Consider the following 25,648-nt stretch of genomic DNA (forward strand, 5'->3'; position numbering starts at 1 on the left):
TTGTAGTGAAGGGTTTCCCTTTGTGAGAGTAGGACGCCGCCGCGCGATTATTCCGGCATAGCTCAGTTGGTAGTAGCGCATGACTGTTAATCATGATGTCGTAGGTTCGAGTCCTACTGCCGGAGTTTTAGCGAAAACCACAGGGTTTTCGCTTTTTTTTTGTCATTAATCTTATATGTGATAGAATCATACTAGTGATAAATATAAGACTTAAATAAATTTGCTTGGTTATCTAACAATTTTGTCATGTTAATTGATAATTTTGGCTTGAAACCTTTGTATTATAAGGTTTTACTCTTTTATCTTATTCAAAAATATGAAACTAAGACTTAAGTTTGACTAAACTTTTTTTGACTTGTGATATAATGTGTTTATTGCAATGACCAGTTTTAGGAGGGAATAACGTTGAAAATATTATTATATTTTGAAGGTGAAAAAATACTAGCTAAATCTGGTATAGGTCGTGCATTGGATCATCAGAAACGTGCACTTTCTGAAGTTGGGATTGAGTATACGTTGGATCCTAATTGTACGGATTATGACATCTTGCACATTAATACGTATGGTATACATAGTCATGGAATGATTAGTAAAGCTCGAAAACTTGGGAAGAAAGTAATCTATCATGCACATTCGACCGAAGAAGATTTTAGAAATTCTTTTGTCGGTTCCAATACTATTTCTCCATTAGTAAAAAAATACTTAGTGAGTTTATATAAAAAGGCTGACTATATTATTACGCCAACCCAATATTCAAAGGAATTACTTCAAGGATATGGTATTACTGTACCGATTTCGGCTATTTCTAATGGAATTGATTTGGAACGCTTTAAGCATTCTGAACAGAAAGAAGAAGCTTTTAGAGCACATTTTAATATAAAAGAAAATGAAAAAGTAATCATTTGTGTTGGTTTATATTTTGAACGTAAAGGAATTATTGATTTTGTTGAAATAGCGAAGCGATTGCCAGAGTACCGTTTCATCTGGTTTGGCTATACACCTATGTATTCCATACCTAAAAATGTCCGGGATATAGTCAAGGGTGAGCATCCTGAAAATGTGGAGTTTCCAGGATACATTAAAGGTGATATTATTGAAGGAGCGTATTCAGCAGCTGATTTGTTTTTCTTTCCATCTCATGAGGAGACTGAAGGGATTGTTATTTTAGAAGCTTTAGCAAGTAAGCAGCAGATATTAGTTCGGGATATCCCAGTATATGCTGGCTGGCTTAAGAAAAATATTAATTGCTATATGGGAAAAACACAAGATGAATTTACTCTTCTCATTCAACAGATTATTAACCATGAACTACCGTCAACTGAAGAAGCCGGCTACGCAACGGCTAAAGAAAAAAGTATTGAAGAAATCGGTCAGGAATTAAAAGAGATTTATAGAAAAGTTGCTGATGTCAACAACAAGAGTGAATCAGTTGTTCATCAAGGCAATAGCTATTAAGTGGAGGGAGAAAAAGTGAAAGTTGGATTTTTTACAGATACTTATTTCCCCCAAATAAGTGGGGTAGCAACATCGATTTATACCTTGAAAGAGGAATTGGAAAGAAATGGGCATGAGGTTTACATTTTTACTACAACAGATCCTAATGCACCAGAATTTGAAGAGGATGTTATTCGGATGCCAAGTGTGCCCTTGGTGTCTTTCAAGGAAAGAAGGCTCGTTGTTCGAGGAATGTGGTATGCTTATCTGATAGCCAAAGAATTAGAGTTGGATTTGATTCATACACATACAGAGTTTGGTTCTGGAATTTTAGGAAAAATGGTTGGGAAAAAGCTAAAGATTCCGGTTATCCATACGTACCATACAATGTATGAGGAATATCTGCATTACATTGCAAAGGGAAAGGTTTTACGCCCAACGCATGTGAAGTATCTTTCTAAAGCCTTTACTAATCATACAACGGGTGTGGTATGCCCAAGTAAACGAGTAATAAATAAACTGCAGGAATATGGAGTCAAATCTCCGATGCGGATTATACCAACAGGAATTGACATTAAAAAATTTGAACGTCCGGATATTACCCGGCAGATGGTTAAGGAACTAAGAGAGGAAATTGGTTTAACTGATGAAAACTTAACCCTTCTTTCTCTTAGCAGAATATCTTATGAAAAAAATATACAAGCAATTTTGACCGGAATGAGCCGGATTATTGAAGAATTTCCTCAAGTTCGTCTGCTTATAGTAGGAAACGGACCTTATTTAGAGTCGTTGAAAACAATGGCCGTAGATTTGGGTATAAAAGAGTATGTTATCTTTATTGGAGAAGTACCAAATGATCAAGTGGCAATTTATTACAAGGCAGCTGACTTTTTTGTCAGTGCTTCAACTTCAGAAACCCAAGGCCTAACTTATACTGAGGCGATAGCTGCTGGTGTACCTTGCATTGTTGAAGGGAATGACTATTTGAATGAACTATTGGATCATCGTTCTTTAGGGATTACTTTTGAGAAGGATGAAGATTTTGCACAAGCTGTAATTGATTATATCTATGAAGATGTGCCTTCTGACCAAGCAATTATTGATAAAAAAATGCACGAAATTTCTGCAGAGTATTTTGGTGAGAAAATGATTGAGTTTTATACAGATACGATTAATTACTATCAAGAGGTTTCGCAAGATAAAAAGGATAGTTTTGTATCGATGGAAAAAATTAAGGTAAAATTTATTTCGTTTAGAAGATAAGAAAAATGTAAAAACCGCTGCATGTAGTATATACTTACATACAGAGGTTTTTATTTTTGTATGAAAGGAATGGAAATATGGGAAAAATTGGATTTATCGGCATAGGAGTTATGGGGCATGCAATAGTTATGAATATGATGAATCATGGGTTAGAGGTAAACGTTTACAATCGTACCAAGAGTAAAGCAGATGATTTGATTACAAATGGGGCACACTGGCAGGAAACTCCAGCGAAGATTGCCGAGAACAGTGAGATTATTTTTACAATGGTGGGCTTTCCAGCAGATGTTGAAGGAGTTTATTTTGGCGAAAATGGTATTTTTCAAGCTGATATTACTGGGAAAATAGTAGTAGATCTTACAACCAGTACTCCTTCTCTAGCTGAGAAAATCGCTAAAGAAGCAAGCAAACTTGGCGGACAAGCATTGGATGCTCCAGTATCTGGTGGAGATTTGGGTGCGAAGAATGGTACGCTGACAATCATGGTAGGAGGAGAGCAATCAGCTTACGACAAGGTAGTCCCTGTATTTGAAGCCTTTGGAAAAACTTATAAGCTGCACGGTGGTGCAGGAAAGGGGCAGCATACAAAGATGGCAAACCAAATTATGATTGCCGGAACAATGACTGGAATGACAGAAATGCTGGTTTATGCGGACAAAGCCGGGCTTAATCTTGAGAAGGTAATCGAGACTCTTGGAGGCGGCAGCGCCTCTAACTGGTCCATGAACAATTATGGTCCTAGAATACTGAGAGCAGATTACTCCCCAGGTTTTTTTGTAAAGCATTTTATAAAGGATTTGAAAATAGCGCTGGATGAAGCAGATAAATTAGGATTGACATTACCCTCTACCAAGCTGGCAGAGGAATTGTATAGCCGTTTAGCAGACGAAGGGTTCGAAAATGATGGAACACAGGCTTTGATTAAACTCTGGTGGAAAAGCAACTAATAACGAAATACTATTTTATTAAGGAACAGCAAAAAAATTGAAAAAATTGACGAAAAATCATGCACGACGGACAATGTTTTGTTACAATGGTACAGGAATGAAACTTAGTTCGCCGAGGGAGGTCAAGTTATGAAGCAATCACAGTTAGTAGCGATCATCAAAAGACTTGAAGCAATGACAGAAGCAAATGACAATGAAATACAAGTTCGTCGTTTTGAACGGGAAGGCGTTGAAAAATGTCTTGTGAACTATGATAAGACGACTGATACTTTTGAACTGACAGAAGCGGATAGTCAGCAAAGCTATCAATTTGACAATATCGATATTGTAGCGATGGAGATTTATGATTTGATCCAATAAGTTATGGTTGAGGATGCATCGTTACCCGTGACTTAATTTAAAGAAAAAAGCCTTGTTGATGTACAATCAAGGCTTTTTTTATTATTCCAAAAGATTCTATATAATTACATGTATAGAATCATCTGCCAGAATGGTGTGCATATTAGAGTACTAATGATTGCAGATGTACTGATTTCACTAAAGTTAGCTGTCAAAAATATTAGTAGTACTAATAGCATTATCTGTTCTTTTACAGTATTTCCCTGACTAAGCCTGTGTAAGCTCAGCAAAAATCTTCCCAACGGTTGTTTGCTCAGTTATTTTATAAGCGTTTGCTCCAGCAAATACTAGGGCATTGTTAGGATCTTTGGTCACTGCATTTAAAAGTGTTTCTGAAATACAGTAGGGAATGGTTTCGCGATCACAATGCTTATAAGACAAACAGCTGCGGCATTTTTCAATAGGAATTTGCTCATGTTTAATTCGTTCTGTGAACTGGTTTTTAATTGCCCGGCCCGGCATTCCGACAGGGCTTTTTATAATCGCAATATCCTCTTTTTTTGCATCGATATAAGCCTGTTTAAATGCATCTGGAGCATCACATTCTTCTGTTGCTACAAAGCGAGTAGCCATCTGTACACCTGCACAGCCTAAATTCATATAATGATCAATATCAGAACGGTTATAGACACCGCCAGCAAAAATAACAGGAATTTTACGGTTGAAATCTTCCCCAAATTGGTTGACAGTCGCAATAATTTGTTGAAGCTCTTCGTCCATGTTATCAATACTTTCTTTGATAGACTCAGCTTTAAAACCTAAATGACCACCAGCTTTTGGTCCTTCCACTACCACGAAATCTGCAGTTTTATTATAACGCTTTTTCCACATGCCCAGCAGTACCTTGGCAGCCTTGTTCGATGAAACAATCGGCGCAATTTTAGTTTTGCTTCCTTCGACAAGTTCGGGAAGATTAATTGGCAGTCCGGCGCCGGAAATAATGACATCCGCCCCGACCTCGACACAGCGTTTTACATAGCGGTCGTATTGAAAACTGGCGGCCATAATATTAAAGCCAACTATTCCGCCTTTAGCAATTTCCTTGGCTTTATCAAATTGTTTTTTTATCGCTGCCATGTTTGCCCGCATTGGTGACTTTTCAAAAACTTCTTCCTGATAGCCAATTTGGGCAGTAGAGAGGATTCCAATTCCGCCTTCTTTGGCAACGGCTCCGGCTAGATTCGCAAGACTTACGCCGATGCCCATCCCGCCTTGTATAACAGGGATTTTCGCGACAAGTTTATCTATCACTAGTGGTTTTAATGTCATGTTGAAGCTCCTTATGCTTATGATTTAAATGGTAAATAGTTTGAACATCAAACTAAAGCTACTATAGACAGTTCTGAAAGAATTGTCAAACCTTTTATTTTTTTAAGCGTATGGATCAATAAAGTTATTTTAAGTTTTATCCTTGATATTGCTAAGTTTCCCTAAAGAAAAAACTAAGAAAATAAAAAAAGGCTTGCAAAAATTTTAAGAATGATATATAGTTTGACTGTCAAATGTTTTGATAATCAAAGTAATTACGGATGGTGTGCAGGATGGAACCAGATTTAGAAACAATAAACGATTATCTAGTGAGTGTCTTCAACGATATTCTGACAATCGAAGAGTCTGAATTGAAAAAATCAAAATTTAATGATTTATCTATTACAGAGATGCATACGATTGAAGCAATCGGAATGTATAAGCGAAAGACTTCTTCTGAGGTTGCCAAAGAGCTGTCTATTACAGTAGGAACTCTAACAGTTGCAATCAATAATTTAGTGAAGAAAGGCTATGTTGAACGTATTCGAAGTGAAGATGATCGCCGCGTTGTAAAGCTTGGCCTAACAAAAAAAGGAAAACTTCTTTATCGTGTTCATCAGCATTTTCACCGGGAAATGGTTAAAAATATTTTGGATGGTATGGATCAAGAAGAAGAACAGGCTTTATTGAAAGCATTGAAGAACCTCCATGATTTTTTACAAGAATACAAGTAAAAACGGAGGGAAAAAATGAGTCAATATGGAAAAATAACTTGTACCGGTAGTTATCTTCCGGCAAAGCAAGTAACAAATGACGAGTTAAGTAAGTTTATGGATACTTCTGATGAATGGATTAGAAGCAGGACAGGGATTCAGTCCCGTCATGTAGTAACAGATGAAAATACTTCGGATCTTTGTACTAAAGCGGCTCAGAATATTTTAAAAAAATCTGGTTATACTGGTGATTCTCTGGATTTTATTATTGTAGCAACCATTACTCCAGATTACCAAATGCCTTCAGTTGCTTGTCAGGTACAGGCTGGAATTAAAGCAGACAATGCTTTTGCCTTTGATATTAGTGCTGCTTGCTCGGGCTTTGTTTACGGATTAAGTCTGGGTGAAAAGATGATTCGAAGCGGCTACAAACGAGGTATTGTTTTAGGCGGCGAAACCTTATCCAAGGTTTTGGACTGGAAGGACCGCAGCAGCGCAGTTTTATTTGGAGACGGTGCTGGGGGCGTGCTGCTCGAAGCTGATGAGAGTCCGCACTTTTTAGCTGAAAAACTTCAATCAGATGGTACACGAGGCGGTTCACTAACTTCTGGTTTCCGTGAAAATAAAAGTCCGTTCTATGATGAATCAACAGAAGAGACAGCCTGGCTAAAAATGAATGGTAGAGCAATCTTTGATTTTACAATGAGTGATGTAGCAAAGAACATTCGTCAAGTGCTGGATGAAAATTCAGTACAGGCTGATTATTTCTTACTCCATCAGGCAAATGTACGAATTATTGATAAGCTAGCCAGAAAGCTAAAAATTCCCAGAGAAAAATTTCTAACGAATATGGATAAGTATGGCAACACTTCTGGAGCCAGTATTCCTATTTTACTGGATGAGGCAGTTACAAATGGAACATTGAAATTGGATTCAACACAAAATGTGGTGTTAACAGGTTTTGGCGGAGGGCTAACATGGGGGACGTTACTCCTAACTTTGTAAAAAACTGTTTACATATATATGAATTCTATTAAAGAGAATGGAACTCAGTATTGATTTTCTTGCTGTTCTTGCAGGTGAGAGCTGTTTTTCATGCATAGAATCTTTAACAGGATTTATGAAAATCAAAAAAACAAAACTTTTGGAGGAATATACACATGGTATTTGAGAAAATTCAAGCAATTATTGTAGAAGAATTAGGAAAAGAGCCTGAAGAAGTAAAAATGGAAACAAACATTCAGGAAGAACTGGATGCTGACAGCTTGGATCTATTCCAAATTATCAATGAGATTGAAGATGCGTTCGATGTAAAGATTGAATCTGAAGAAGGCATTGTAACTGTAAAAGATTTAGTAACATACGTAGAAAAACAACAAAACAGCTAATTTTTAATTGGCTGACTAACAAGTTAAACATAGTTGTGCCAGAAGTGACAAGCTTCAAAAGTTGAGAAGAATATATGAGAATTGTTTTCCAGATCATTGTTGAGTGGACAGATACTTTAATGTCTGCTTACCAGTGAGATTGGCAAACCTCAAGGATTTCTACTTAATTTTGAAGATAGTGCTTCTGGCACGCTGTTTATTTGGATTTTAGAGAAATATGAGGTTGGGTATGGAGCTATATGCCAAACCCACTCGTTACTCGTTTACTGCAATCATTTTTAGATTATGAAGGATGTATTATATGCAATCAAAAATTTGTGAATTATTTGGAATTAAATACCCTATTTTTCAAGGTGGAATGGCTTGGATCGCGGATGCTGAGTTAGCAGCAGCAGTTTCTGAAGCTGGCGGTTTGGGAATCATTGCTGGTGGAAATGCCCCAAAAGAAGTAGTACAAGAAGAAATAAGAAAAATTAAGGCTCTTACGAGTAAGCCTTTTGCTGTAAATATTATGTTATTGTCGCCGTTTGCTGAAGATATCATTGATTTAGTTTGTGAAGAGCAGGTTCCTGTAGTTACAACCGGCGCAGGCAATCCCGGAAAGTACATGGAACGCTTCAAATCACTGGGGATTAAAGTCGTTCCAGTAGTCCCTTCTGTTGCACTAGGAATAAGGATGGAAAAAATCGGAGCAGATGCGGTGATTGTCGAAGGAATGGAAGCTGGCGGGCATATTGGCAAGCTGACAACAATTAGTTTGGTTCCCCAAGTAACCGATGCACTGTCTGTGCCGGTTATTGCAGCTGGCGGGATTGGTGATGGCCGCGGAATGGCTGCAGCTTTCATGCTTGGTGCCGAAGGAATTCAAGTGGGCACACGTTTTCTTGTAGCAAAAGAATGCACCGTTCACGAGAATTACAAACAAAAAATTATCAAAGCAAGAGATATCGATACAGTGGTTACTTGTCAGCATTTTGGTCATCCAGTTAGAGCATTGAAAAATAAATTAACTAGAGAATATGATCAGCTGGAAAAAGAAGAGCTTAAAAATGAGACACCTGATACGCAGAAGTTTGATGAGTTGGGGCAAGGGGCCCTGCGTAAAGCAGTTGTTGATGGTGATGTTGACAACGGTTCTATCATGGCCGGACAAATCGCCGGATTAATAAAAAAAGAAGAAACGGCTAAAGAAATTATTGATTCTTTTGTAAAGGAAGCCAAAGAAGCTTTTAAAATACAGTATCAGCGTTTTAGTTAAGAGTACGCTTGAGAAGGAGAAAGAGAATGAAGACAGCATTTGTATTTAGTGGGCAGGGTGCTCAATATACAGGAATGGGTAAGGAACTTTACGATCAGGAGCCGCTTGTTCGGGACACCTTTACTGAGGCCAGTGAGGTTCTTGGCTACGATATGGCTGAGCTTTGTTTTTCTGATGACGGGCGGCTGAATGAAACGACCTATACCCAGGCAGCTATTCTAACCGTTAGTACGGCGTTCAATAGAGTTCTAGCTGCCAACGGAGCTGTACCAGATGTGGTGGCAGGACTTAGCCTAGGTGAATATAGTGCTCTTGTTGCAAGCGGAGCAATAACGTTTAAGGCAGCAGTTGCTTTGGTTGCCAAGCGCGGGAAGTTTATGACGGAGGCTGCACCGACAGGAACAGGGAAAATGGTTGCTGTAATGAATGCTGACCGTGACCTTATTGAAGACTGCTGCAGACAAGCCTCAACCGTTGGAATTGTTTCCCCGGCTAACTATAATACACCCCAACAGATTGTTATTGGCGGTGAAGTAGAAGCAGTAGATAAAGCCGTTGCCTTGCTGACTGAGCAGGGGGTTAAGCGAACGATTCCTTTGAATGTAAGTGGTCCTTTTCATACGGCTTTGCTGAAGCCGGCATCTGAGAAGCTGGCAAAGGAATTGGAAAAAGTTCCATTTAGCACACCGAAAATTCAAGTAATCAGCAATACGACAGCTGAGGTTATGGCAGCGGATCAGATTAAGCCGCTGCTAACGCAGCAGGTGATGAAGGCGGTTCGTTTTGCTGACAGTATTGAAACAATGAAAAAAATGGGTGTTGTCAGAATTATTGAGGTTGGTCCAGGAAAAACACTGACTGGTTTCATTAGAAAAATTGATAAATCAATCGTAACTGGCCGCGTTGAGGATCAAGCGACATTAACAGAAACTTTAGCACTTTTAAGTGAGGGATAATGGATGGATTTGAAGGGTAAAAATGTATTTGTGACTGGCAGCAGCCGCGGTATCGGGAAAGCAATTGCGCTGACCTTTGCACAGGCAGGTGCTAATATTGTATTGAACGGCAGAGGAGAGATTCCGAAAGAGCTGATTAATGAAATTAAAGCGAACGATGTTGACTGTGTAGGTGTCTGCGGCGACATTTCAGATTATGAAGCGGCTGGTGAAATGATCAATAAAGCTGTTGAAGCATTAGGCTCAATCGACATATTAATTAATAATGCTGGAATCACCAATGACAAGCTGTTGTTGAGAATGTCAGAAGAAGATTTTTCAAAATGTATTGATATTAATTTAGTAGGAACCTTTAATATGACGCAGCATACAGTGAAACGGATGATGAAACAGCGGAGCGGTCGAATCATTAACATGACAAGTGTGGTGGGCTTGATGGGAAATATCGGTCAGGCAAATTACTCAGCCAGTAAAGCTGGAGTTGTGGGTTTTACTAAATCAGTAGCCAGGGAAGTAGCAGCTAGAGGGATTACCTGTAATGCTATTGCACCGGGATTTATCGATACAGAGATGACAGCTGTACTTTCAGATGAAGTTAAGAAAAAAATGAATGAACAAATTCCTTTAAGAAAATACGGTCAGGTCGAAGATGTTGCCAAAGCAGCTGTATTTTTAGCAGAAAGTCCTTATATTACCGGACAAGTGCTAAATATCGACGGCGGTTTAGTAATGCACGGATAAACCAGTTAGGAGGAAGGAAATATGAATCGAGTAGTAATTACTGGGTATGGCGTGGCGTCTCCAATCGGAAATGATGCGTCCACCTTTTTGGAAAGCTTGAAAGAAGGAAGAAACGGGATTGGTCCCATCACTAAGTTTGATGCAGCCGAAACAGGGATTACCTTAGCTGCTGAAGTGAAGGACTTTCCTTTTGATAAATATTTTGTGAAAAAAGACGCGAAACGAATGGATTTATTTTCTCTATATGGAATCTATGCTGCATTGGAAGCAATGGAAATGAGCGGACTGGAAATAGATAACATTGACACAGATCGTTTCGGCGTAATGGTTGGTTCTGGAATTGGCGGTCTTCAAACGATTCAGGATCAGGTTGTGCGAATGCACGATAAAGGTCCGCAGCGTGTAAGTCCTCTGTTTATTCCAATGTCGATTGCTAACATGGCTGCTGGTAATATTGCATTGCGCGTGGGAGCAAAAGGTATCTGTACAGCAGTGGTTACGGCCTGTGCCAGTGCAACGCATTCGATTGGCGAAGCCTTCCGAAATATTAAACATGGTTATTCTGATGTAATTTTAGCTGGTGGAACAGAAGCATCCATCACGGAAATTGGGATTGCTGGTTTTGCTTCACTAACAGCCTTATCGAATGAAACAGATAAGGACAAGGCGTCGATTCCCTTTGATAAAAATCGTAACGGATTTGTCATGGGGGAGGGAGCCGGTGTGTTCATGGTTGAATCGCTGGAGCATGCCCAAAAGCGCGGTGCAGTAATCTTAGGTGAAATTGTTGGTTACGGTGCAAATTGTGATGCGTATCATATGACATCACCAACACCAGACGGCAGCGGAGCAGCAAAAGCAATGAAGCTGGCAATGGCAGAGGCAGGGATTACACCTGAACAAGTTGGTTATATTAACGCACACGGAACGAGTACGCCGCCGAATGACAGTGCAGAATCCAAGGCTATTGAATTGGCGATGGGATCAGCAGCGAAAGATATTCCTGTGAGCAGTACCAAGAGTATGACTGGACATTTACTGGGAGCAGCTGGAGGAATTGAAGGAATTGCTACCTTGAATGCGCTGCAGCATCAGTTTATTCCACCAACCATTGGCTTAACTGAACTGGATGAAGAAGTCACAGTAAACATTGTGGGAAATACAAGTCAGCCTCATAGTTTTGACTATGGTCTAAGTAATTCCTTAGGCTTTGGCGGCCATAATGCAGTTATCTGTTTGAAACGCTGGGAGGATTAGTAATAATGGATATTAACGAAGTAAAGGACCTTTTGGTACAGTTTGACCAATCCAGTTTAACAGAATTTGATTTAAAAGAAGGTTCTTTTGAGCTTTACATGAATAAAAACCAGACATCTTTGAAAGATGTTCGAACATCGGAACAGGGAGTCCAGTCTTCACCAGTACAGCCTCCTGAACAGGTTACAGAAACTCTTGTGCCGGTGCAGGCTAGTGTTCCAGTGGCTGAAAAAACAACAGCTCCTGATTCTGTGGAAGAAATTTTATCTCCATTAGTAGGCGTTGTGTATTTACAGCCAGCACCAGATAAACCAATCTTTAAACAGGTTGGGGACAAGGTGAAGAAGGGCGAGGTTGTATGTATTATTGAGGCTATGAAGCTGATGAACGAAATCACGGCAGCCGTAGACGGAACGATTACAGAGGTTTTGGTTGAAAATGAAGACGTTGTGGAATATAATCAGCCAATATTCAGAATAGCTAAAGGAGAGTAACCAATGAATATACAGGAAATCATGGAAATTATCCCTCATCGGTATCCGTTTTTACTTTTAGACAGGGTGGATGAAATTACTGTTGGTGAACGAGTTGTAGCTGTTAAGAATGTAACAATTAACGAACCCTTTTTCCAAGGGCATTTCCCAACTGAACCGGTTATGCCGGGTGTGCTGATTTTGGAAGCTTTTGGTCAGGCTGGCGCTGTTGCATTGTTGTCAAAGCCTGAATTTAAAGGGAAAACAGCTTACTTTGGTGCCATGGACAAGATTCGCTTCAGGAAAAAAGTGGTTCCTGGTGATACATTAATATTAGAAGTAGAGATCTTGAAAATGAGAGCAACAGCTGGTACAGGTAAAGGAATTGCAAAGGTAAACGGTAAAAAAGTTGCAGAAGCCGAACTAACTTTTATGATTGGATAGATGTCGATGTTTTCAAAAATTTTAATTGCGAACCGTGGAGAAATTGCTGTCCGTATTATTAGAGCCTGCAGAGAACTGGGAATCCGCACAGTTGCGGTTTATTCAGAAGCAGATCAGGATGCAATGCATACACAGCTAGCAGATGAAGCAATTTGTATTGGACCGGCTAAAGCTGCCGATTCTTATCTGAATGTTCAACGGGTTTTAAGTGCAGCTATCGTAACAAATGCAGAAGCAATTCATCCAGGGTTTGGTTTCTTATCAGAGAATAGCCAATTTGCCGCAATGTGTGAAGAATGTAATATCACATTCATCGGACCAAAAGCAGAAACGATAGATGCGATGGGAAATAAAATTAATGCAAGAAAATTGATGATTGAAGCCGATGTTCCTGTAATTCCTGGTAGTGAAGGCGTGATTGCTACTGTAGAGGAAGCATTAACAATTGCTGAGAAAATCGGTTATCCAGTGATGCTCAAAGCTGCTGCTGGCGGAGGAGGCAAAGGGATTCGTAAGGTTCTCAAAAAAGAGGAGCTTCCGGCCCAATTCACTTCCGCTCAGCAAGAAGCAAAAGCAGCTTTTAGTAATGGCGACATGTATATTGAAAAAATTATTTATCCGGCTAGACATATTGAAGTGCAAGTATTAGGGGATAACTACGGTCATGTGATTCATCTGGGAGAAAGAGATTGCTCCCTTCAAAGAAATAATCAAAAAGTGATGGAAGAATCGCCTTCTGTGGTTATTTCAGATGAAAAACGTAAACTGCTGGGAGAGACTGCTGTTCGAGCAGGAAAAGCAGTTGCTTACCAAAATGCAGGGACAATTGAATTTCTGATGGATGATTCTGGTGCATTCTATTTTATGGAAATGAATACACGCATTCAGGTGGAGCATCCAGTAACTGAAATGGTCACCGGCATTGACTTAGTGAAAGCACAATTGAAAATTGCTGCGGGTGAGGAATTAACCATCAAGCAAGAAGATGTACAACTGACGGGTCATGCCATTGAATGCCGAATTAATGCTGAGGACCCAGCATTCAATTTTGCTCCTGCACCCGGAACAATTAATAATCTGCTCCTGCCAAGCGGCGGCATGGGATTGAGAGTAGATAGCGCAATGTATACAGGTTATAAGATTCCGCCGTATTATGATTCAATGATTGCTAAAATTATCGTCCACGGTGAAAATCGCTTTGATGCATTTATGAAAATGCAGCGGGCACTGAACGAATTGGTTACAGACGGATTGACAACTAATGCAGAATTTCAGTTGGATTTGATTACCCATGGAAGTGTTCTTGCAGGAGACTATGACACCAGCTTTTTACAGGAAACCTTTCTACCATCTTGGGAGCCTGAATCTGATTAGTAAAATAGAATCTGGAAGTAGAGGACAATAACCCTCCAAAATGAAGAGCCTGGACAGGTTCGTCGAAAGGATAAAGGAGTAGAGAGATGGCTTTATTCAAAAAGAAAAACTACATTCGCATCAATCCTAATCGTGGTATTGATGCTGATAATAAAAAGCCTGCTGTTCCGGATAACATGTGGGCCAAGTGTCCATGCTGTAAACAGACACTTTACACAAAAGATATGGGCCCCGAGAAGGTCTGTCCTTATTGTGGATACAGCTTTAGAATCAATGCGTGGGAACGGCTGCTGCTTACAGTAGACGAAAAAAGCTTCAGTGAATGGGATACAGACATTGAGACTGACGACCCGCTAAATTTTCCCGGATACAAAGAAAAGGTTGCAGCGATGCAGGAGAAAACTAATCTCCATGAGGCAGTCTTGACTGGCAAGGCTGAAATAGAAGGCTTTACAACAGCAATTGCTGTGATGGATGCCAATTTTATCATGGGAAGCATGGGAACTGTTGTTGGTGAGAAAATTACTCGGCTGTTTGAACGGGCAACAGCTGAAAAACTGCCAGTAGTCATTTTTACAGCTTCAGGTGGAGCACGCATGCAGGAAGGCATCATGTCTTTAATGCAGATGGCAAAAATTTCTGCAGCGCTGAAACGTCATAGTAATGCCGGACTATTGTATATTACAGTCTTGACTGATCCAACAACCGGCGGGGTTACAGCCAGCTTTGCAATGGATGGAGATATTATTCTGGCAGAGCCTCAAAGTTTGATTGGTTTTGCTGGACGTAGAGTTATTGAACAAACGATTCGTCAAGAGCTGCCTGAAGATTTTCAAAAAGCAGAATTCTTATTAAGCCATGGCTTCGTTGATAGAATTGTGCCGAGAAATCAACTGAAGGAAGTACTAAAATCATTGTTGATGATACATGCAGCAGAGGGGTGGACGTAGAAGTGGAAAGAACAGCTAATGAAATTGTGACGCTGGCCAGATCTCAAGAGCGCTTCACCTCGTTGGAATATATTGATGCAGTTTTTGACCAGTTTATTGAATTTCATGGGGACCGCTATTTTGGTGATGATTTAGCAGTTGTCGGCGGAATTGCGTTGCTTGGAGGAAAACCGGTTACGGTAATCGGTATTCAGAAAGGCAGAAATCTTCCAGAGAACATTGACCGAAATTTTGGCGCTCCTCATCCAGAAGGGTATCGAAAAGCTCTACGTCTAATGAAACAGGCTGAAAAATTCAATCGCCCAGTAATAACCTTTATTAATACTGCAGGTGCTTATTGCGGTATTGGCGCAGAAGAACGTGGCGAAGGTGAAGCAATCGCAAGAAATCTACTGGACATGTCCGATTTGAATGTTCCAATAATCTCTATCATCATTGGCGAAGGTGGCAGCGGTGGTGCGTTGGCTTTAGCAGTCGCCGATGAAGTCTGGATGCTGGAGCATACGATTTATGCTATTTTATCTCCAGAAGGCTTTGCTTCTATTTTATGGAAAGACGGCAGCCGGGCGAAGGAAGCAGCGGAGTTAATGAAAATTACAGCTAAGGAACTAAAGGAACTGACAGTAATTGACAAAATCATACCGGAAGAGATGAATGGAGAACTGCTGGAGCAGCCAAAAATTAACCGAATGATTGAAAAAGCTCTTATTAGTAAGCTTGCAGAGCTGTCGCGGCTCTCCAAAGAAGAACTGATTGAACAGAGATATCAGAGGTTCCGCAAATTTTAGAAGACAGAAATGAATACGTTAGAGATTGTCGTGAGACTCATAGAGTTTTACCGCAATCTTTTTTGCTGTCTGAAGATTTTCTGAAAAACAATGTCTAGTAAAAAAATGGTAATATTCATAAATTGTGTATAAAAATTGTTGATATAAGCGTATTTTTATTTAAATATGAATAAATTATCAAAAATATGATTAAAATGGATGATTTTTCATTTTCAATATGGTATGATGTTTTCAATCAATCTTTAAAAAATGAAGGAGTGCTAATTATGAAAAAAATGAAAACAGCGATAATTGCAGTAATTGCTGCTGGAGTATTAACAGCCTGTGGTAGTAATAATGAAGGAACAAAGGATTCTGGAAGCGGAAAAACAGAAAATGCTTTAGAGAAAATTCAGGAAAAGGGAACGCTGATGGTGGGAACATCCGCAGATTTTGCTCCTTTCGAATTTAAGACACTGGTGGATGGAAAAGATACAATTGTGGGATCAGATATAGAAATGGTTAAGGCAATTGGAGATAAGCTGGGTGTGAAGGTAGAATTTATGGATATGCAGTTTGATGCAGTACTGGTTGCTTTGCAGCAAAATAAAGTAGACATTGCAGTATCGGGAATTTCTGCAACAGCTGAGCGTAAAGAATCGTTTGACTTTTCTACCCCATATTATAATCCGCCGCAAAAAATAGTTATTAATAAGAAAAATCAAGCGACCTATACATCTATTGAATCGCTAAACGGGAAAAAGGTTGGTGCTCAGAAAGGGTCCATCCAAGAAGGAGTTGTAGAGACACAGCTGCCTGATGCACAAAAAGTTTCTATTCCTCGAGTACCTAATTTGATTGTTGAGCTGAATCAGGGATCGATTGATGCATTAGTACTGGAAGAAACAATTGCAGAATCATATATTAATCAAAATCCCGATTTAATGTTCGCAGATATCGAGCTTACGTCAAATGAAGATGAAGCATTTGCTATTGCTTTGCCAAAAGGCGAGGATGAACTAAAAGAAGAAATTGACAAGATCATCGCTGAAATGACAAAAGACGGTTCTATTGATAAATATGTGAAGGAAGCTATGGAGCTGGCTGATAAAAATACAGAAGAATAAAATGGAGGACAGAAAATGAATTTTTCTTTTCTGGGAACATACGGACAATACTTTATTTCCGGAGCTGGTGTAACAATTATTATCTCTCTAGTTACGGTATTTTTTGGCACACTACTGGGAGTGGGCGTCGCCCTGCTAAAGCTGTCAAAAATACCGCCCCTGCGCTGGCTGGCTAATATTTATATCGAAATATTAAGAGGAACCCCAATGCTGATTCAAGTGTTAATCGGCTTTGGCTTACTGCAGAATTTATTTCCATCTGTTAATATCCCTATCGGAATATTGACCATTGATTTTGGACGGCTGGCACCGGGGATGATTGTTTTATCATTGAACTCAGGTGCTTATGTGGCTGAAATTGTTCGGGCTGGGATAACGGCGGTTAATATTGGTCAAACAGAAGCAGCACATTCATTAGGATTGCCACCCCTTCAAACTATGCGGTACGTGATTCTGCCTCAAGCCCTACGGAATATTCTGCCAGCTCTGGGCAATGAGTTTATCATTTTAATCAAAGATTCCTCACTACTGTCAATTATTGGAATTAATGAATTGCTGAGCAGCGCACAGACCGTTATTTCCAGTACGTATATTCCTTTAGAGCCATACTATGTAGCAGCGGCAATCTATTTTGTTATGACATTTCTCACATCGAGAGGGCTGGCAGCATTTGAGAAAAGATTAGGAAAAGGCTATCAGCGCTAGGAGGAGTAGGGAATGACTGGAAAATTACTGGAAGTAACAGATTTGCATAAATCATTTGGCAAAAATGAAGTTTTAAAAGGTGTTTCAACAGATGTAAAAAAAGGGGAAGTACTGGTTATTATTGGTCCTTCCGGCTCAGGAAAAAGTACCTTCCTGCGCTGTTTAAATTTACTGGAAAGACCTACAGAAGGACGGATTACGTTCGAGGGTGTTGATATTACAGATAAAAAAATTAATATTTTCGAGATGCGGGAAAAAATGGGTATGGTTTTCCAGCAGTTCAATTTATTTCCTAATATGACTGTGATGAAAAATATAACTCTGTCGCCTTTAAAAGTTAAGAAGATGTCTGAAGCAGCAGCAGAGCAGACAGCAATGGATCTGCTGGAAAAGGTAGGGCTGAAGGATAAGGCCACTGCGTACCCCCAATCCTTATCAGGAGGCCAGCAGCAGCGGATTGCCATCGCCAGAGCATTAGCAATGCAGCCGGATGTCATGCTCTTTGATGAGCCGACCTCAGCGCTTGATCCGGAAATGGTTGGAGAGGTCTTGAGCGTCATGCAGCAGTTGGCCAAAGATGGAATGACGATGGTTATTGTTACCCATGAAATGGGGTTTGCCAAAGAAGTAGGAGATCGAGTGATTTTTATGGATGAAGGAATTATTATGGAAGAAAATACTCCAGCTGAGCTTTTTGGAAATCCGCAGCATCCACGGACAATTGATTTTCTTTCTAAAATACTTTAAAAATAAAGGAATAACAGACAGATTCTAGCTGCTGTTCCTTAATTGGAATAAGAAGTTCGTTACTGAACAAGCCCGTTCAGTAACGTTTTTTTGTAGTTTCCTGTTCTTCGAAATCAATCATTAAGTATTGGCAGCTTAGAGGATCAACGGAAAAGAAAACGGATAGGAAGCTGCAAAGAAAGCTTCCTATCACACTGTTGGAAGTGAAGCTGATTCTAAACAAGAGAGAATTGTCAGGACGTGAGCTACTTTTAAATGCCTTGTTGTTTGAAAGAGTTGTACAAAGAGCTGTATACGTATGATAGAAGTTTTCTGATAGTATTTTGGAAATACTGGTTTTTTTACTTGAAATACGCTATAATATTGGGTTGAGTGGTGGGACAACGGATGGAAAAGTTTGTCCTGCCTTTTCAATCATCATTTATAAATAAGAATCTAATAATCGATACTGTTTGAGTGTTTAAAAATAGGCTCTTATCAGCTTGAGACGCAGGGGAATCGAATGACAGAAAGAAAGTACCGCTGTATGATTTTTGCGTTCAGTGATTATGATTAAAAGGAGAATGTATGTTTTCAAAGTTTAAGCCAACATGGATGGTGGATGCAATTTATAAAGTAACGCCGGCTCAGTTAAAGGAACTGGGATTTAAGGCTGTATTGACGGATTTAGATAATACACTGATAGCCTGGAATAATCCGGATGGAACAGAAGAACTGCTGGAATGGATTGAAGAAATGAAACAAGCTGGTCTGCCAGTCGTGGTCATTTCTAATAATAAAGACAGCCGTATCAAAAGAGCTGTTGAGAAATTTGAGCTGGAATATGTTGCACGGGCACTGAAGCCTCTGACAAAAGGGTTTAAAGAAGCTCAGGACAAACTGGGAATGAAGCCGGAAGAACTAGTAATGGTTGGTGACCAGATTATGACCGATATCCGGGGTGCAAACGCTGCAGGTATTCGCAACATTTTAGTTCGGCCTATTGTGGATACGGATGGTTGGAATACACGAATTAATCGTTTCTTTGAAAGAAAAATAATGAAGCATTTAGAGAAAAAACATCCTGATATGGTATGGAAGGGCGGATTAGAATGAGCGAAGCAGTTCATTGTATTGGCTGCGGGGCTGTAATTCAGACCGAACACCCGGAAGAACTGGGTTACACGCCAAAAGCGGCATTTGAAAAAGGATTGGAAACTGGCGAAGTATACTGTCAGCGTTGTTTCCGTTTGAGGCATTATAATGATATTCAGGACGTTAAACTGACAGACGATGACTTTCTGCGTTTGCTGAATGAATTGGGACGTGAGGATGCACTGATTGTTAATGTCGTGGATATTTTTGATTTCAACGGTTCATTAATTCCGGGACTGCATCGATTTATCGGTGACAATCCTGTATTACTAGTTGGAAATAAAAAAGATATTTTACCCAAGTCTTTGAAAAAAGGCAAATTGATTCAATGGATGAAGGAGCGGGCTCACGAACAAGGGCTTCGACCAACAGAGGTTCTACTGACCAGCGCTAAAAAGGCACATGAAATGGATGAGCTGCTTGAAACAATTGAAAAGCATCGTGACGGCCGGGATGTTTACGTGGTTGGCGTGACGAATGTTGGGAAATCAACCTTGATTAATCAGATTATTAAGCAAACGGCTGGAGTAAAGGATGTCATTACGACTTCACAGTTTCCGGGAACGACACTGGATAAGATTGAGATTCCTTTGGACGACGGGCATTTTCTAATTGATACACCGGGAATTATTCATCGTCACCAAATGGCCCATTATCTTGGAAAAAAGGACTTAAAGCTGATTGCCCCTCAAAAAGAAATCAAGCCTAAAATTTATCAGTTGAATTCAGAGCAGACGTTGTTCTTAGGTGGATTAGCCCGTTTTGATTTTATCCAAGGAGAACGAAGTTCGTTTGTTGTTTATGCCTCGAACGATTTGATGATCCATCGGACGAAGCTTGCGACAGCAGATCAATTTTATGAAAAGCATGTGGGCGGGCTGCTGCAGCCCCCAAGACCAGATGAAGCAGACGAATTTCCAGAACTGGTGCGGTTTGAATTTTCTATTAAAGAAAAGACGGACATTGTTTTTGCCGGGTTAGGCTGGATTACTGTTCAGTCGTCAGGAGTAGTTGCCGGCTGGGCACCTAAAGGCGTAGAAGTGCTGCGGAGAAAAGCGTTGATATAGTTCCAGCTAGAAATAGCGGAGAAAGAAGGATACTAGTGAAATTAAGAGGAAAACAAAAGCGTTATTTAAGAAGTCAGGCCCATCATCTACAGCCCATTTTTCAAATTGGAAAAGGCGGATTAAATGAAGAGATGGTGATTCAAATCAATGAAGCACTTGAAAAGCGCGAGCTGATTAAAATCAGTCTACTTCAAAATACAGATGAAGTTGCTGAAGAGGTAGCTAACGTATTAGAAGATAAAATTCAATGTGACGTTGTACAGATTATTGGACGGGTGCTGGTTGTATTCAAGCCGTCTACAAAAGAGAAATATCAAAACTATTCTAAAGAGGTCAAATCAATTTAGCAGAGTATTGGAGGAGTTATTCGATGAAGGCAGCTGCAGGTGCATTAAGAGGAACTCAAACAATTGTGAAGGAACAGCTACAGCTTTTTGAAAAGCGCAAGCAAGTTGGCATACTGGGCGGTAATTTCAACCCTGTCCATATTGCGCATTTGATGATGGCAGAACAGGTCTATCAGCAGTTGGGACTGGATAAAGTTTGTCTAATGCCGTCATATCTGCCACCTCATATAGATGAAAAGAAAACCATTGACAGCAAACATCGTCTGGCTATGCTGGAGCTTGCTGTAGAAAACAATAAACATCTTGAAATAGAACCAATCGAGCTTGTACGTAAGGGGAAAAGCTACACGTACGAGACGATGAAGGCGCTGATTCAGAATAATCCTGATACTGATTACTATTTTATTATTGGCGGAGACATGGTTAACTACCTGCCAAAATGGTACAAAATCGAAGAATTACTGTTGATGACCAATTTTGTAGGAACCCGCCGGCCCCATTATGGTATAGAGACACCCTACCCGATTATCTGGGTCGATACGCCGCAAATGGATATCAGCTCCAGCATGATTCGGGAAAAAGTCCAAAGCGGCTGTTCTGTACGCTACCTTCTCCCGGATAATGTGATAAACTATATCTACGAGAAGGGACTGTATATGGATGGAATTTAGCGGACAATATACGCCATGGGCACGTGAAGAGCTGATGCAGAAGGTTCAAATGCAGATGAGCGAGCGGCGGTTTCAGCATGTTCTTGGTGTAGAGGAAACGGCAGTAGCTCTTGCGGTGAAATATGGAGCTTCTCAGGAAAAAGCGAGTATTGCCGCATTGACCCATGATTATGCAAAAGAGAGACCGGATGATGAGTTTCAGCTGCTGATTGAACGGGACGGCTACAATCCTGAGCTGTTGGAATATGGAAATGCTATCTGGCATGGGTTGATAGGTGCCGATATGGTTAGAAGAGAACTGGGAATTGAAGATGAAGAAATCCTTCATTCAATTCGCTGTCATACTACAGGGGCAGCTGAAATGACGTTGTTGGATAAAATCATTTATGTAGCCGACTATATCGAACCTGGCCGGAAGTTTCCTGGAGTAGCAGAAGCTAGAGAAATCGCATTAGTAGATTTAGATCAGGCTGTTGCCTATGAAACGAAGCATACATTGCTTCATCTCATTCAGCAAGAGCAAAAGATTTATCCAAAGACAATTGAGACATATAATTATTGGGTAGTGAATAGATAAAACAAAAATTAGGAGGGAACAATCATAGATAGTCAAAAGATTTTAGAAATTGCGGTAAAGGCAGCAGATGCAAAAAGAGCAGAGGATATCGTTGCATTGGAAGTAAAGGAGATTTCTCTTTTAGCAGATTATTTTATGATTTGTCAGGCAAATAGTGAGAGACAAATCAATGCCATCGTAGAGGAAATTATTGAAAAAGAAGAAGAGGCTGATGTAGAAATCAAACGCATTGAAGGAAAAGACGGTGGAAAATGGGTGTTGATTGACCTCAATGATGTGATTATTCATGTATTCCAAGCTTCAGAGCGAACTTTCTATAATTTGGAAAAACTATGGTCGGATGCACCATTAGCAGACATCGCCGAATGGGTAAGCTAAAATGACTTACAAAACCTTTGCTTTTGTCTATGATGAGGTTATGGATGAAACATTGTATGAGCAGTGGCTGGCATTTTCTGAACGCCACTTGCCGAAAGAGTCCAGCCGAATATTGGAATTAGCCTGTGGAACAGGCAGATTGGCGGTTGATTTTGCTAAAGCCGGGTTTCAAGTTACCGCATTGGATTTATCCGAAGAAATGCTGGCGATTGCAAGTGAGCGGGCTCATGAAGAAGAAGTCGATATTCAGTTTGTTCAAGGAAATATGATGGAGCTTTCAGAAGTAGGACAGTATGAAGCAATTACCTGCTTTTCTGATTCATTGTGTTACATGGAAAATCGTCAGGCTGTTCAGCAGGTTTTCGATGAAGTTTATCAGGCACTAGAAGAAGAAGGGACATTCATTTTCGACGTCCACTCAGTTTATCAAGTGGATCAGGTGTTTCCAGAATACAGCTACCATTATCAAACGGAGGAATTTGCTTTTCTTTGGGATAGTTATCAGGGAGAGAAGGAACATAGTATTGAGCATTTTCTAACCTTCTTTGTTCAGCAGGGTTCTGATGGGGAGACTTTTATCCGTAAGGATGAGCTTCATAAAGAGCGGACTTATGCAATGGATGACTATTTGATGATGTTGGAAAGCAGCGGCTTTGCTTGTGTAGATGTATACGGAGATTTTACGGATGAGCAGCCTAAAGAAGAAAGTACCCGCTGGTTCTTTGTTTGTCAAAAAGCGGATAACTGAGTAAAGGAATGAAAGAACGCTGGGAGCCGTGTGATAGGAACGGTTCTCAGCTTTTTATATTGTATGGAGTGGAGTCTAAACGATTGGAAATCAATTCTTTGAAAGTGAGGGAAGTAGATGAAGGCTTGTGGTATTATTGTTGAGTATAATCCCTTTCATAACGGGCATATCTATCATATTCAAAAAGCTCAAGAGGCTTCTCAGGCAGAAGTTGTAGTTGCTGTGATGAGCGGGAACTTTTTGCAGCGGGGAGAACCAGCAATTATAGATAAATGGAAACGGGCAGAGGAAGCACTGAGCAATGGCGTTGATTTAGTTATTGAACTGCCAGCTGAATGGGCGGTTCAATCTGCGGATTATTTTGCAAGAGGGGGAGTCAAACTACTTCATGCCTTGAAATGTCAGTATCTGTGTTTTGGAACAGACAGCTCAGGAGAGGTAGATTATCAAGCCTTTGGTCAATTTTCAGCGAATAATCAGCAGCTAATTGAAGAGAAATATAAAGAACTGGCGGATAAAAGACTAAGCTATCCTCAGCAAATGACAGCAGTTTATCAAGCATTATATCCAGAGCTGCCTCTTGATTTTTCCTCTCCTAATCATATATTGGGATTAAGCTATGCTAAAGAAAATGCGCTATATAAGGAACCAATGAAACTGCTGCCTATCAATAGAAAAGGTGCGCATTATAATGAAGTAAATCTGCAGCCGAGGTTTTCCAGCGCAACTGCTATTCGAAAAGCTGTTTTAACTAAACATTTTTCTGAGATTGAAACTACAGTACCCAAACAAACCTCGAATGACCTAGCACAAGGTCCTTTGGTTTCGTGGGAGAATTATTGGCCGCTGCTTCAGTACAAACTTATTAGTACGTCTATTGAAGAGCTGCAGTTGGTTTATCAGATGAATGAAGGGTTGGAATATCGGTTAAAGGAGATGGCTGTGAGAGCAGAGAATTTTCAGCAATTCATTGAACTGGTAAAAACAAAACGCTATACGTGGACTCGATTACAGCGTTTAGCTGTCTATACCCTGTTAAACAGTTCGAATGAAGCGGTTCAACAGGGCTGGGATAATAGTTATCTAAGAGTGCTAGGAATGACTGAAGCAGGACAAAAGTATTTAAGTGTTCACAAAAAAGATTTTGAGCTGCCCCTACTGACCAGACAGGCAAAAAGTATGGAACAACTGTTTGCTGCCGGACTGACAAATGACCGGATTTATCAATTAGGGCATGCCGAAATTTCTGAACAGAGTCAAGGTCGTTTTCCGATTCGGATAAAAAAGGCTTAACAAAAACTGTTGATACAAGTATAATGAAAAAGGTTATCCTACAAAAAAGAAAGCGAAGTGAGAATATGGGCCGTAAATGGGCAAATATTAAAGAGAAAAAAGCTGCCAAAGATGCAAACAACAGTCGAGTTTATGCAAAATTTGGTATTGAAATCTATGTTGCAGCGAAATCAGGTGATCCTGATCCCCATGCAAACCAGAAGCTGCGGTTTGTTATCGAGCGAGCTAAAACATATAATGTTCCAAAACATATTATTGACCGTGCGATTGAAAAAGCCAAAGGTTCCGGCGATGAACAGTATTCAGAGCTGCGTTATGAAGGTTTTGGTCCGAATGGTTCCATGGTCATCGTTGACGCATTGACGAATAATGTCAATCGTACAGCAGCAGATGTACGTGCAGCATTCGGGAAAAATGGCGGCAATATGGGAGTCAGCGGAGCTGTAGCCTATATGTTTGATAATACAGCAATCATCGGATTTCCAGGAGAAGATGCGGATGATATTTTAGAGTATCTAATGGAAAAAGAAATCGATGTTCGTGATGTGGTGCAAGAAGAGAATCAAGTCATTGTCTATGGTGAGCCTGAAGATCTTCATATCATCCAAGAAGCCTTGAAAGAAAAGGGAATTGAAGAATTTTCTGTTACCGAGTTGGAAATGGTTCCTCAAAATGAAGTAACGTTGACTGGTGAGGATTTAGAGAAGTTTGAGAAAATGATTGATGTTCTGGAAGATTTGGAAGATGTTCAGAAGGTTTATCACAATGTGGATTTAGGTGAATAAGTAAATATAGAAATAGGTTGTGACAGAAGTGTTCAGCTTCAAGCACTAAGGCGGAAATTCCGAAAATTGTTCCACAAATTTTTGCGAATTTCCGCCTTATTGTTGAAGAAGTTACTTCTGAAACACCGTTTTTCCAGCTTTAAGGGACTGAGGCATACTAATGTCACAGCCCTTTTTTATTATATAGAGAAACAAAGCAAGCTGTTTTCAGACAATAAAAAACCCCTCATACCACACACTAATATGAAGGGAAAACACAATATGAAATCTAAGATTAAATATATAATAGCATGAAAAAAAGTTTTTCTCAATAATTTTGCTCTTTCTGTAAAAAAATGAGAAAACTGTAAATTTAATCTAACTGAACTGAGCGGTTTACTTTAATATTCAGAATAAATCGAGAGTTCTTAAAATCAACTATTAAGAAATATGAAAAGGATAATAAGAAAAACGTAAA

At 39.9% G+C, this 25,648-nt stretch carries 29 protein-coding genes and 1 tRNA gene; 29 read left to right on the forward strand and 1 reads right to left on the reverse strand.

Annotation, left to right across the window (positions count from 1 at the left end; genetic code table 11):
* Positions 1 to 51 precede the first annotated feature (51 nt).
* The 5 genes from ACPWSO_RS17285 (at position 52) to ACPWSO_RS17305 (ending at position 4,004) form a co-directional block, all read left to right on the forward strand.
* Positions 52 to 125, forward strand: a tRNA-Asn gene (locus ACPWSO_RS17285).
* 280 nt (positions 126 to 405) lie between these two features.
* On the forward strand, positions 406 to 1,455 hold the full coding sequence (locus tag ACPWSO_RS17290; protein WP_426084817.1) for a glycosyltransferase family 4 protein: 1,050 nt from the start codon (positions 406 to 408) through the stop codon (positions 1,453 to 1,455).
* Positions 1,456 to 1,470: 15 nt separating this feature from the next.
* Positions 1,471 to 2,697: a glycosyltransferase family 4 protein gene (locus ACPWSO_RS17295; protein ID WP_426084818.1), complete on the forward strand. Its 1,227-nt coding sequence runs from the start codon at positions 1,471 to 1,473 to the stop codon at positions 2,695 to 2,697.
* Positions 2,698 to 2,774: 77 nt separating this feature from the next.
* Complete coding sequence (locus ACPWSO_RS17300) at positions 2,775 to 3,644, forward strand: NAD(P)-dependent oxidoreductase (RefSeq protein ID WP_426084819.1); 870 nt, start codon at positions 2,775 to 2,777, stop codon at positions 3,642 to 3,644.
* Positions 3,645 to 3,773: 129 nt separating this feature from the next.
* The gene (locus ACPWSO_RS17305; RefSeq protein WP_426084820.1) at positions 3,774 to 4,004 is read left to right on the forward strand and encodes a YkuJ family protein; all 231 of its coding nucleotides are present in this window, start codon (positions 3,774 to 3,776) and stop codon (positions 4,002 to 4,004) included.
* Positions 4,005 to 4,250: 246 nt separating this feature from the next.
* Here the strand turns inward: ACPWSO_RS17305 and ACPWSO_RS17310 are convergent, their stop codons facing one another.
* On the reverse strand, positions 4,251 to 5,312 hold the full coding sequence (locus ACPWSO_RS17310) for an NAD(P)H-dependent flavin oxidoreductase (RefSeq protein WP_426084821.1): 1,062 nt from the start codon (positions 5,310 to 5,312) through the stop codon (positions 4,251 to 4,253).
* Positions 5,313 to 5,584: 272 nt separating this feature from the next.
* On the opposite strand from ACPWSO_RS17310, the gene ACPWSO_RS17315 reads away from it, so the two are divergent.
* The 24 genes from ACPWSO_RS17315 to ACPWSO_RS17430 all read left to right on the forward strand — a co-directional run bounded on the left by ACPWSO_RS17315 (position 5,585) and on the right by ACPWSO_RS17430 (position 25,191).
* Positions 5,585 to 6,025: a MarR family winged helix-turn-helix transcriptional regulator gene (locus tag ACPWSO_RS17315; RefSeq protein WP_426084822.1), complete on the forward strand. Its 441-nt coding sequence runs from the start codon at positions 5,585 to 5,587 to the stop codon at positions 6,023 to 6,025.
* A 15-nt stretch (positions 6,026 to 6,040) separates the two neighbouring features.
* On the forward strand, positions 6,041 to 7,009 hold the full coding sequence (locus ACPWSO_RS17320; RefSeq protein ID WP_426084823.1) for a beta-ketoacyl-ACP synthase III: 969 nt from the start codon (positions 6,041 to 6,043) through the stop codon (positions 7,007 to 7,009).
* A gap of 155 nt (positions 7,010 to 7,164) precedes the next feature.
* Positions 7,165 to 7,392: an acyl carrier protein gene (locus tag ACPWSO_RS17325; RefSeq protein ID WP_426084824.1), complete on the forward strand. Its 228-nt coding sequence runs from the start codon at positions 7,165 to 7,167 to the stop codon at positions 7,390 to 7,392.
* Between the two features lie 301 nt (positions 7,393 to 7,693).
* Positions 7,694 to 8,650 (forward strand): enoyl-[acyl-carrier-protein] reductase FabK, encoded by a 957-nt coding sequence (gene fabK / locus ACPWSO_RS17330; protein ID WP_426084825.1) that lies wholly within the window; start codon positions 7,694 to 7,696, stop codon positions 8,648 to 8,650.
* A 26-nt stretch (positions 8,651 to 8,676) separates the two neighbouring features.
* Positions 8,677 to 9,606, forward strand: a complete 930-nt coding sequence (gene fabD, locus ACPWSO_RS17335) for an ACP S-malonyltransferase (protein ID WP_426084826.1) — start codon at positions 8,677 to 8,679, stop codon at positions 9,604 to 9,606.
* Between the two features lie 3 nt (positions 9,607 to 9,609).
* Positions 9,610 to 10,347 (forward strand): 3-oxoacyl-[acyl-carrier-protein] reductase, encoded by a 738-nt coding sequence (gene fabG, locus ACPWSO_RS17340; RefSeq protein WP_426084827.1) that lies wholly within the window; start codon positions 9,610 to 9,612, stop codon positions 10,345 to 10,347.
* 21 nt (positions 10,348 to 10,368) lie between these two features.
* On the forward strand, positions 10,369 to 11,604 hold the full coding sequence (gene fabF, locus ACPWSO_RS17345; protein ID WP_426084828.1) for a beta-ketoacyl-ACP synthase II: 1,236 nt from the start codon (positions 10,369 to 10,371) through the stop codon (positions 11,602 to 11,604).
* A 5-nt stretch (positions 11,605 to 11,609) separates the two neighbouring features.
* Positions 11,610 to 12,098, forward strand: coding sequence for an acetyl-CoA carboxylase biotin carboxyl carrier protein (gene accB, locus ACPWSO_RS17350; protein WP_426084829.1), 489 nt, complete (start codon positions 11,610 to 11,612; stop codon positions 12,096 to 12,098).
* A 3-nt stretch (positions 12,099 to 12,101) separates the two neighbouring features.
* A complete protein-coding gene (gene fabZ / locus ACPWSO_RS17355) occupies positions 12,102 to 12,521 on the forward strand; it encodes a 3-hydroxyacyl-ACP dehydratase FabZ (protein ID WP_426084830.1) in 420 nt (139 codons plus the stop codon).
* 6 nt (positions 12,522 to 12,527) lie between these two features.
* The gene (locus tag ACPWSO_RS17360; protein WP_426084831.1) at positions 12,528 to 13,895 is read left to right on the forward strand and encodes an acetyl-CoA carboxylase biotin carboxylase subunit; all 1,368 of its coding nucleotides are present in this window, start codon (positions 12,528 to 12,530) and stop codon (positions 13,893 to 13,895) included.
* A gap of 86 nt (positions 13,896 to 13,981) precedes the next feature.
* Positions 13,982 to 14,845, forward strand: coding sequence for an acetyl-CoA carboxylase, carboxyltransferase subunit beta (gene accD / locus ACPWSO_RS17365; RefSeq protein ID WP_426084832.1), 864 nt, complete (start codon positions 13,982 to 13,984; stop codon positions 14,843 to 14,845).
* Between the two features lie 2 nt (positions 14,846 to 14,847).
* Positions 14,848 to 15,633 (forward strand): acetyl-CoA carboxylase carboxyl transferase subunit alpha, encoded by a 786-nt coding sequence (locus tag ACPWSO_RS17370; RefSeq protein ID WP_426084833.1) that lies wholly within the window; start codon positions 14,848 to 14,850, stop codon positions 15,631 to 15,633.
* Between the two features lie 266 nt (positions 15,634 to 15,899).
* The gene (locus ACPWSO_RS17375; RefSeq protein ID WP_426084834.1) at positions 15,900 to 16,739 is read left to right on the forward strand and encodes a transporter substrate-binding domain-containing protein; all 840 of its coding nucleotides are present in this window, start codon (positions 15,900 to 15,902) and stop codon (positions 16,737 to 16,739) included.
* Positions 16,740 to 16,754: 15 nt separating this feature from the next.
* On the forward strand, positions 16,755 to 17,444 hold the full coding sequence (locus ACPWSO_RS17380) for an amino acid ABC transporter permease (RefSeq protein ID WP_426084835.1): 690 nt from the start codon (positions 16,755 to 16,757) through the stop codon (positions 17,442 to 17,444).
* A gap of 12 nt (positions 17,445 to 17,456) precedes the next feature.
* Positions 17,457 to 18,191, forward strand: coding sequence for an amino acid ABC transporter ATP-binding protein (locus ACPWSO_RS17385; RefSeq protein WP_426084836.1), 735 nt, complete (start codon positions 17,457 to 17,459; stop codon positions 18,189 to 18,191).
* A gap of 567 nt (positions 18,192 to 18,758) precedes the next feature.
* Positions 18,759 to 19,286: a YqeG family HAD IIIA-type phosphatase gene (locus ACPWSO_RS17390; RefSeq protein WP_426084837.1), complete on the forward strand. Its 528-nt coding sequence runs from the start codon at positions 18,759 to 18,761 to the stop codon at positions 19,284 to 19,286.
* On the forward strand, positions 19,283 to 20,392 hold the full coding sequence (gene yqeH / locus ACPWSO_RS17395; RefSeq protein ID WP_426084838.1) for a ribosome biogenesis GTPase YqeH: 1,110 nt from the start codon (positions 19,283 to 19,285) through the stop codon (positions 20,390 to 20,392). Before ACPWSO_RS17390 ends, yqeH begins: the two co-directional genes overlap by 4 nt.
* Positions 20,393 to 20,427: 35 nt before the next feature.
* Positions 20,428 to 20,739, forward strand: a complete 312-nt coding sequence (gene yhbY, locus ACPWSO_RS17400; protein ID WP_426084839.1) for a ribosome assembly RNA-binding protein YhbY — start codon at positions 20,428 to 20,430, stop codon at positions 20,737 to 20,739.
* 23 nt (positions 20,740 to 20,762) lie between these two features.
* Positions 20,763 to 21,410: a nicotinate-nucleotide adenylyltransferase gene (locus ACPWSO_RS17405; protein WP_426084840.1), complete on the forward strand. Its 648-nt coding sequence runs from the start codon at positions 20,763 to 20,765 to the stop codon at positions 21,408 to 21,410.
* On the forward strand, positions 21,400 to 21,987 hold the full coding sequence (gene yqeK / locus ACPWSO_RS17410; protein ID WP_426084841.1) for a bis(5'-nucleosyl)-tetraphosphatase (symmetrical) YqeK: 588 nt from the start codon (positions 21,400 to 21,402) through the stop codon (positions 21,985 to 21,987). The genes ACPWSO_RS17405 and yqeK overlap by 11 nt, the downstream gene beginning before the upstream one ends.
* A 39-nt stretch (positions 21,988 to 22,026) precedes the next feature.
* On the forward strand, positions 22,027 to 22,365 hold the full coding sequence (gene rsfS, locus ACPWSO_RS17415; protein WP_426084847.1) for a ribosome silencing factor: 339 nt from the start codon (positions 22,027 to 22,029) through the stop codon (positions 22,363 to 22,365).
* Position 22,366: 1 nt separating this feature from the next.
* Positions 22,367 to 23,113, forward strand: coding sequence for a class I SAM-dependent DNA methyltransferase (locus tag ACPWSO_RS17420; RefSeq protein WP_426084842.1), 747 nt, complete (start codon positions 22,367 to 22,369; stop codon positions 23,111 to 23,113).
* Between the two features lie 117 nt (positions 23,114 to 23,230).
* Positions 23,231 to 24,406, forward strand: coding sequence for a nucleotidyltransferase (locus ACPWSO_RS17425; protein WP_426084843.1), 1,176 nt, complete (start codon positions 23,231 to 23,233; stop codon positions 24,404 to 24,406).
* 65 nt (positions 24,407 to 24,471) lie between these two features.
* A complete protein-coding gene (locus tag ACPWSO_RS17430) occupies positions 24,472 to 25,191 on the forward strand; it encodes a YebC/PmpR family DNA-binding transcriptional regulator (protein ID WP_426084844.1) in 720 nt (239 codons plus the stop codon).
* Positions 25,192 to 25,648 lie beyond the last annotated feature (457 nt).

It is taken from the genome of Enterococcus sp. LJL51 (assembly GCF_049894025.1).
Classification (GTDB): domain Bacteria; phylum Bacillota; class Bacilli; order Lactobacillales; family Enterococcaceae; genus Enterococcus_L.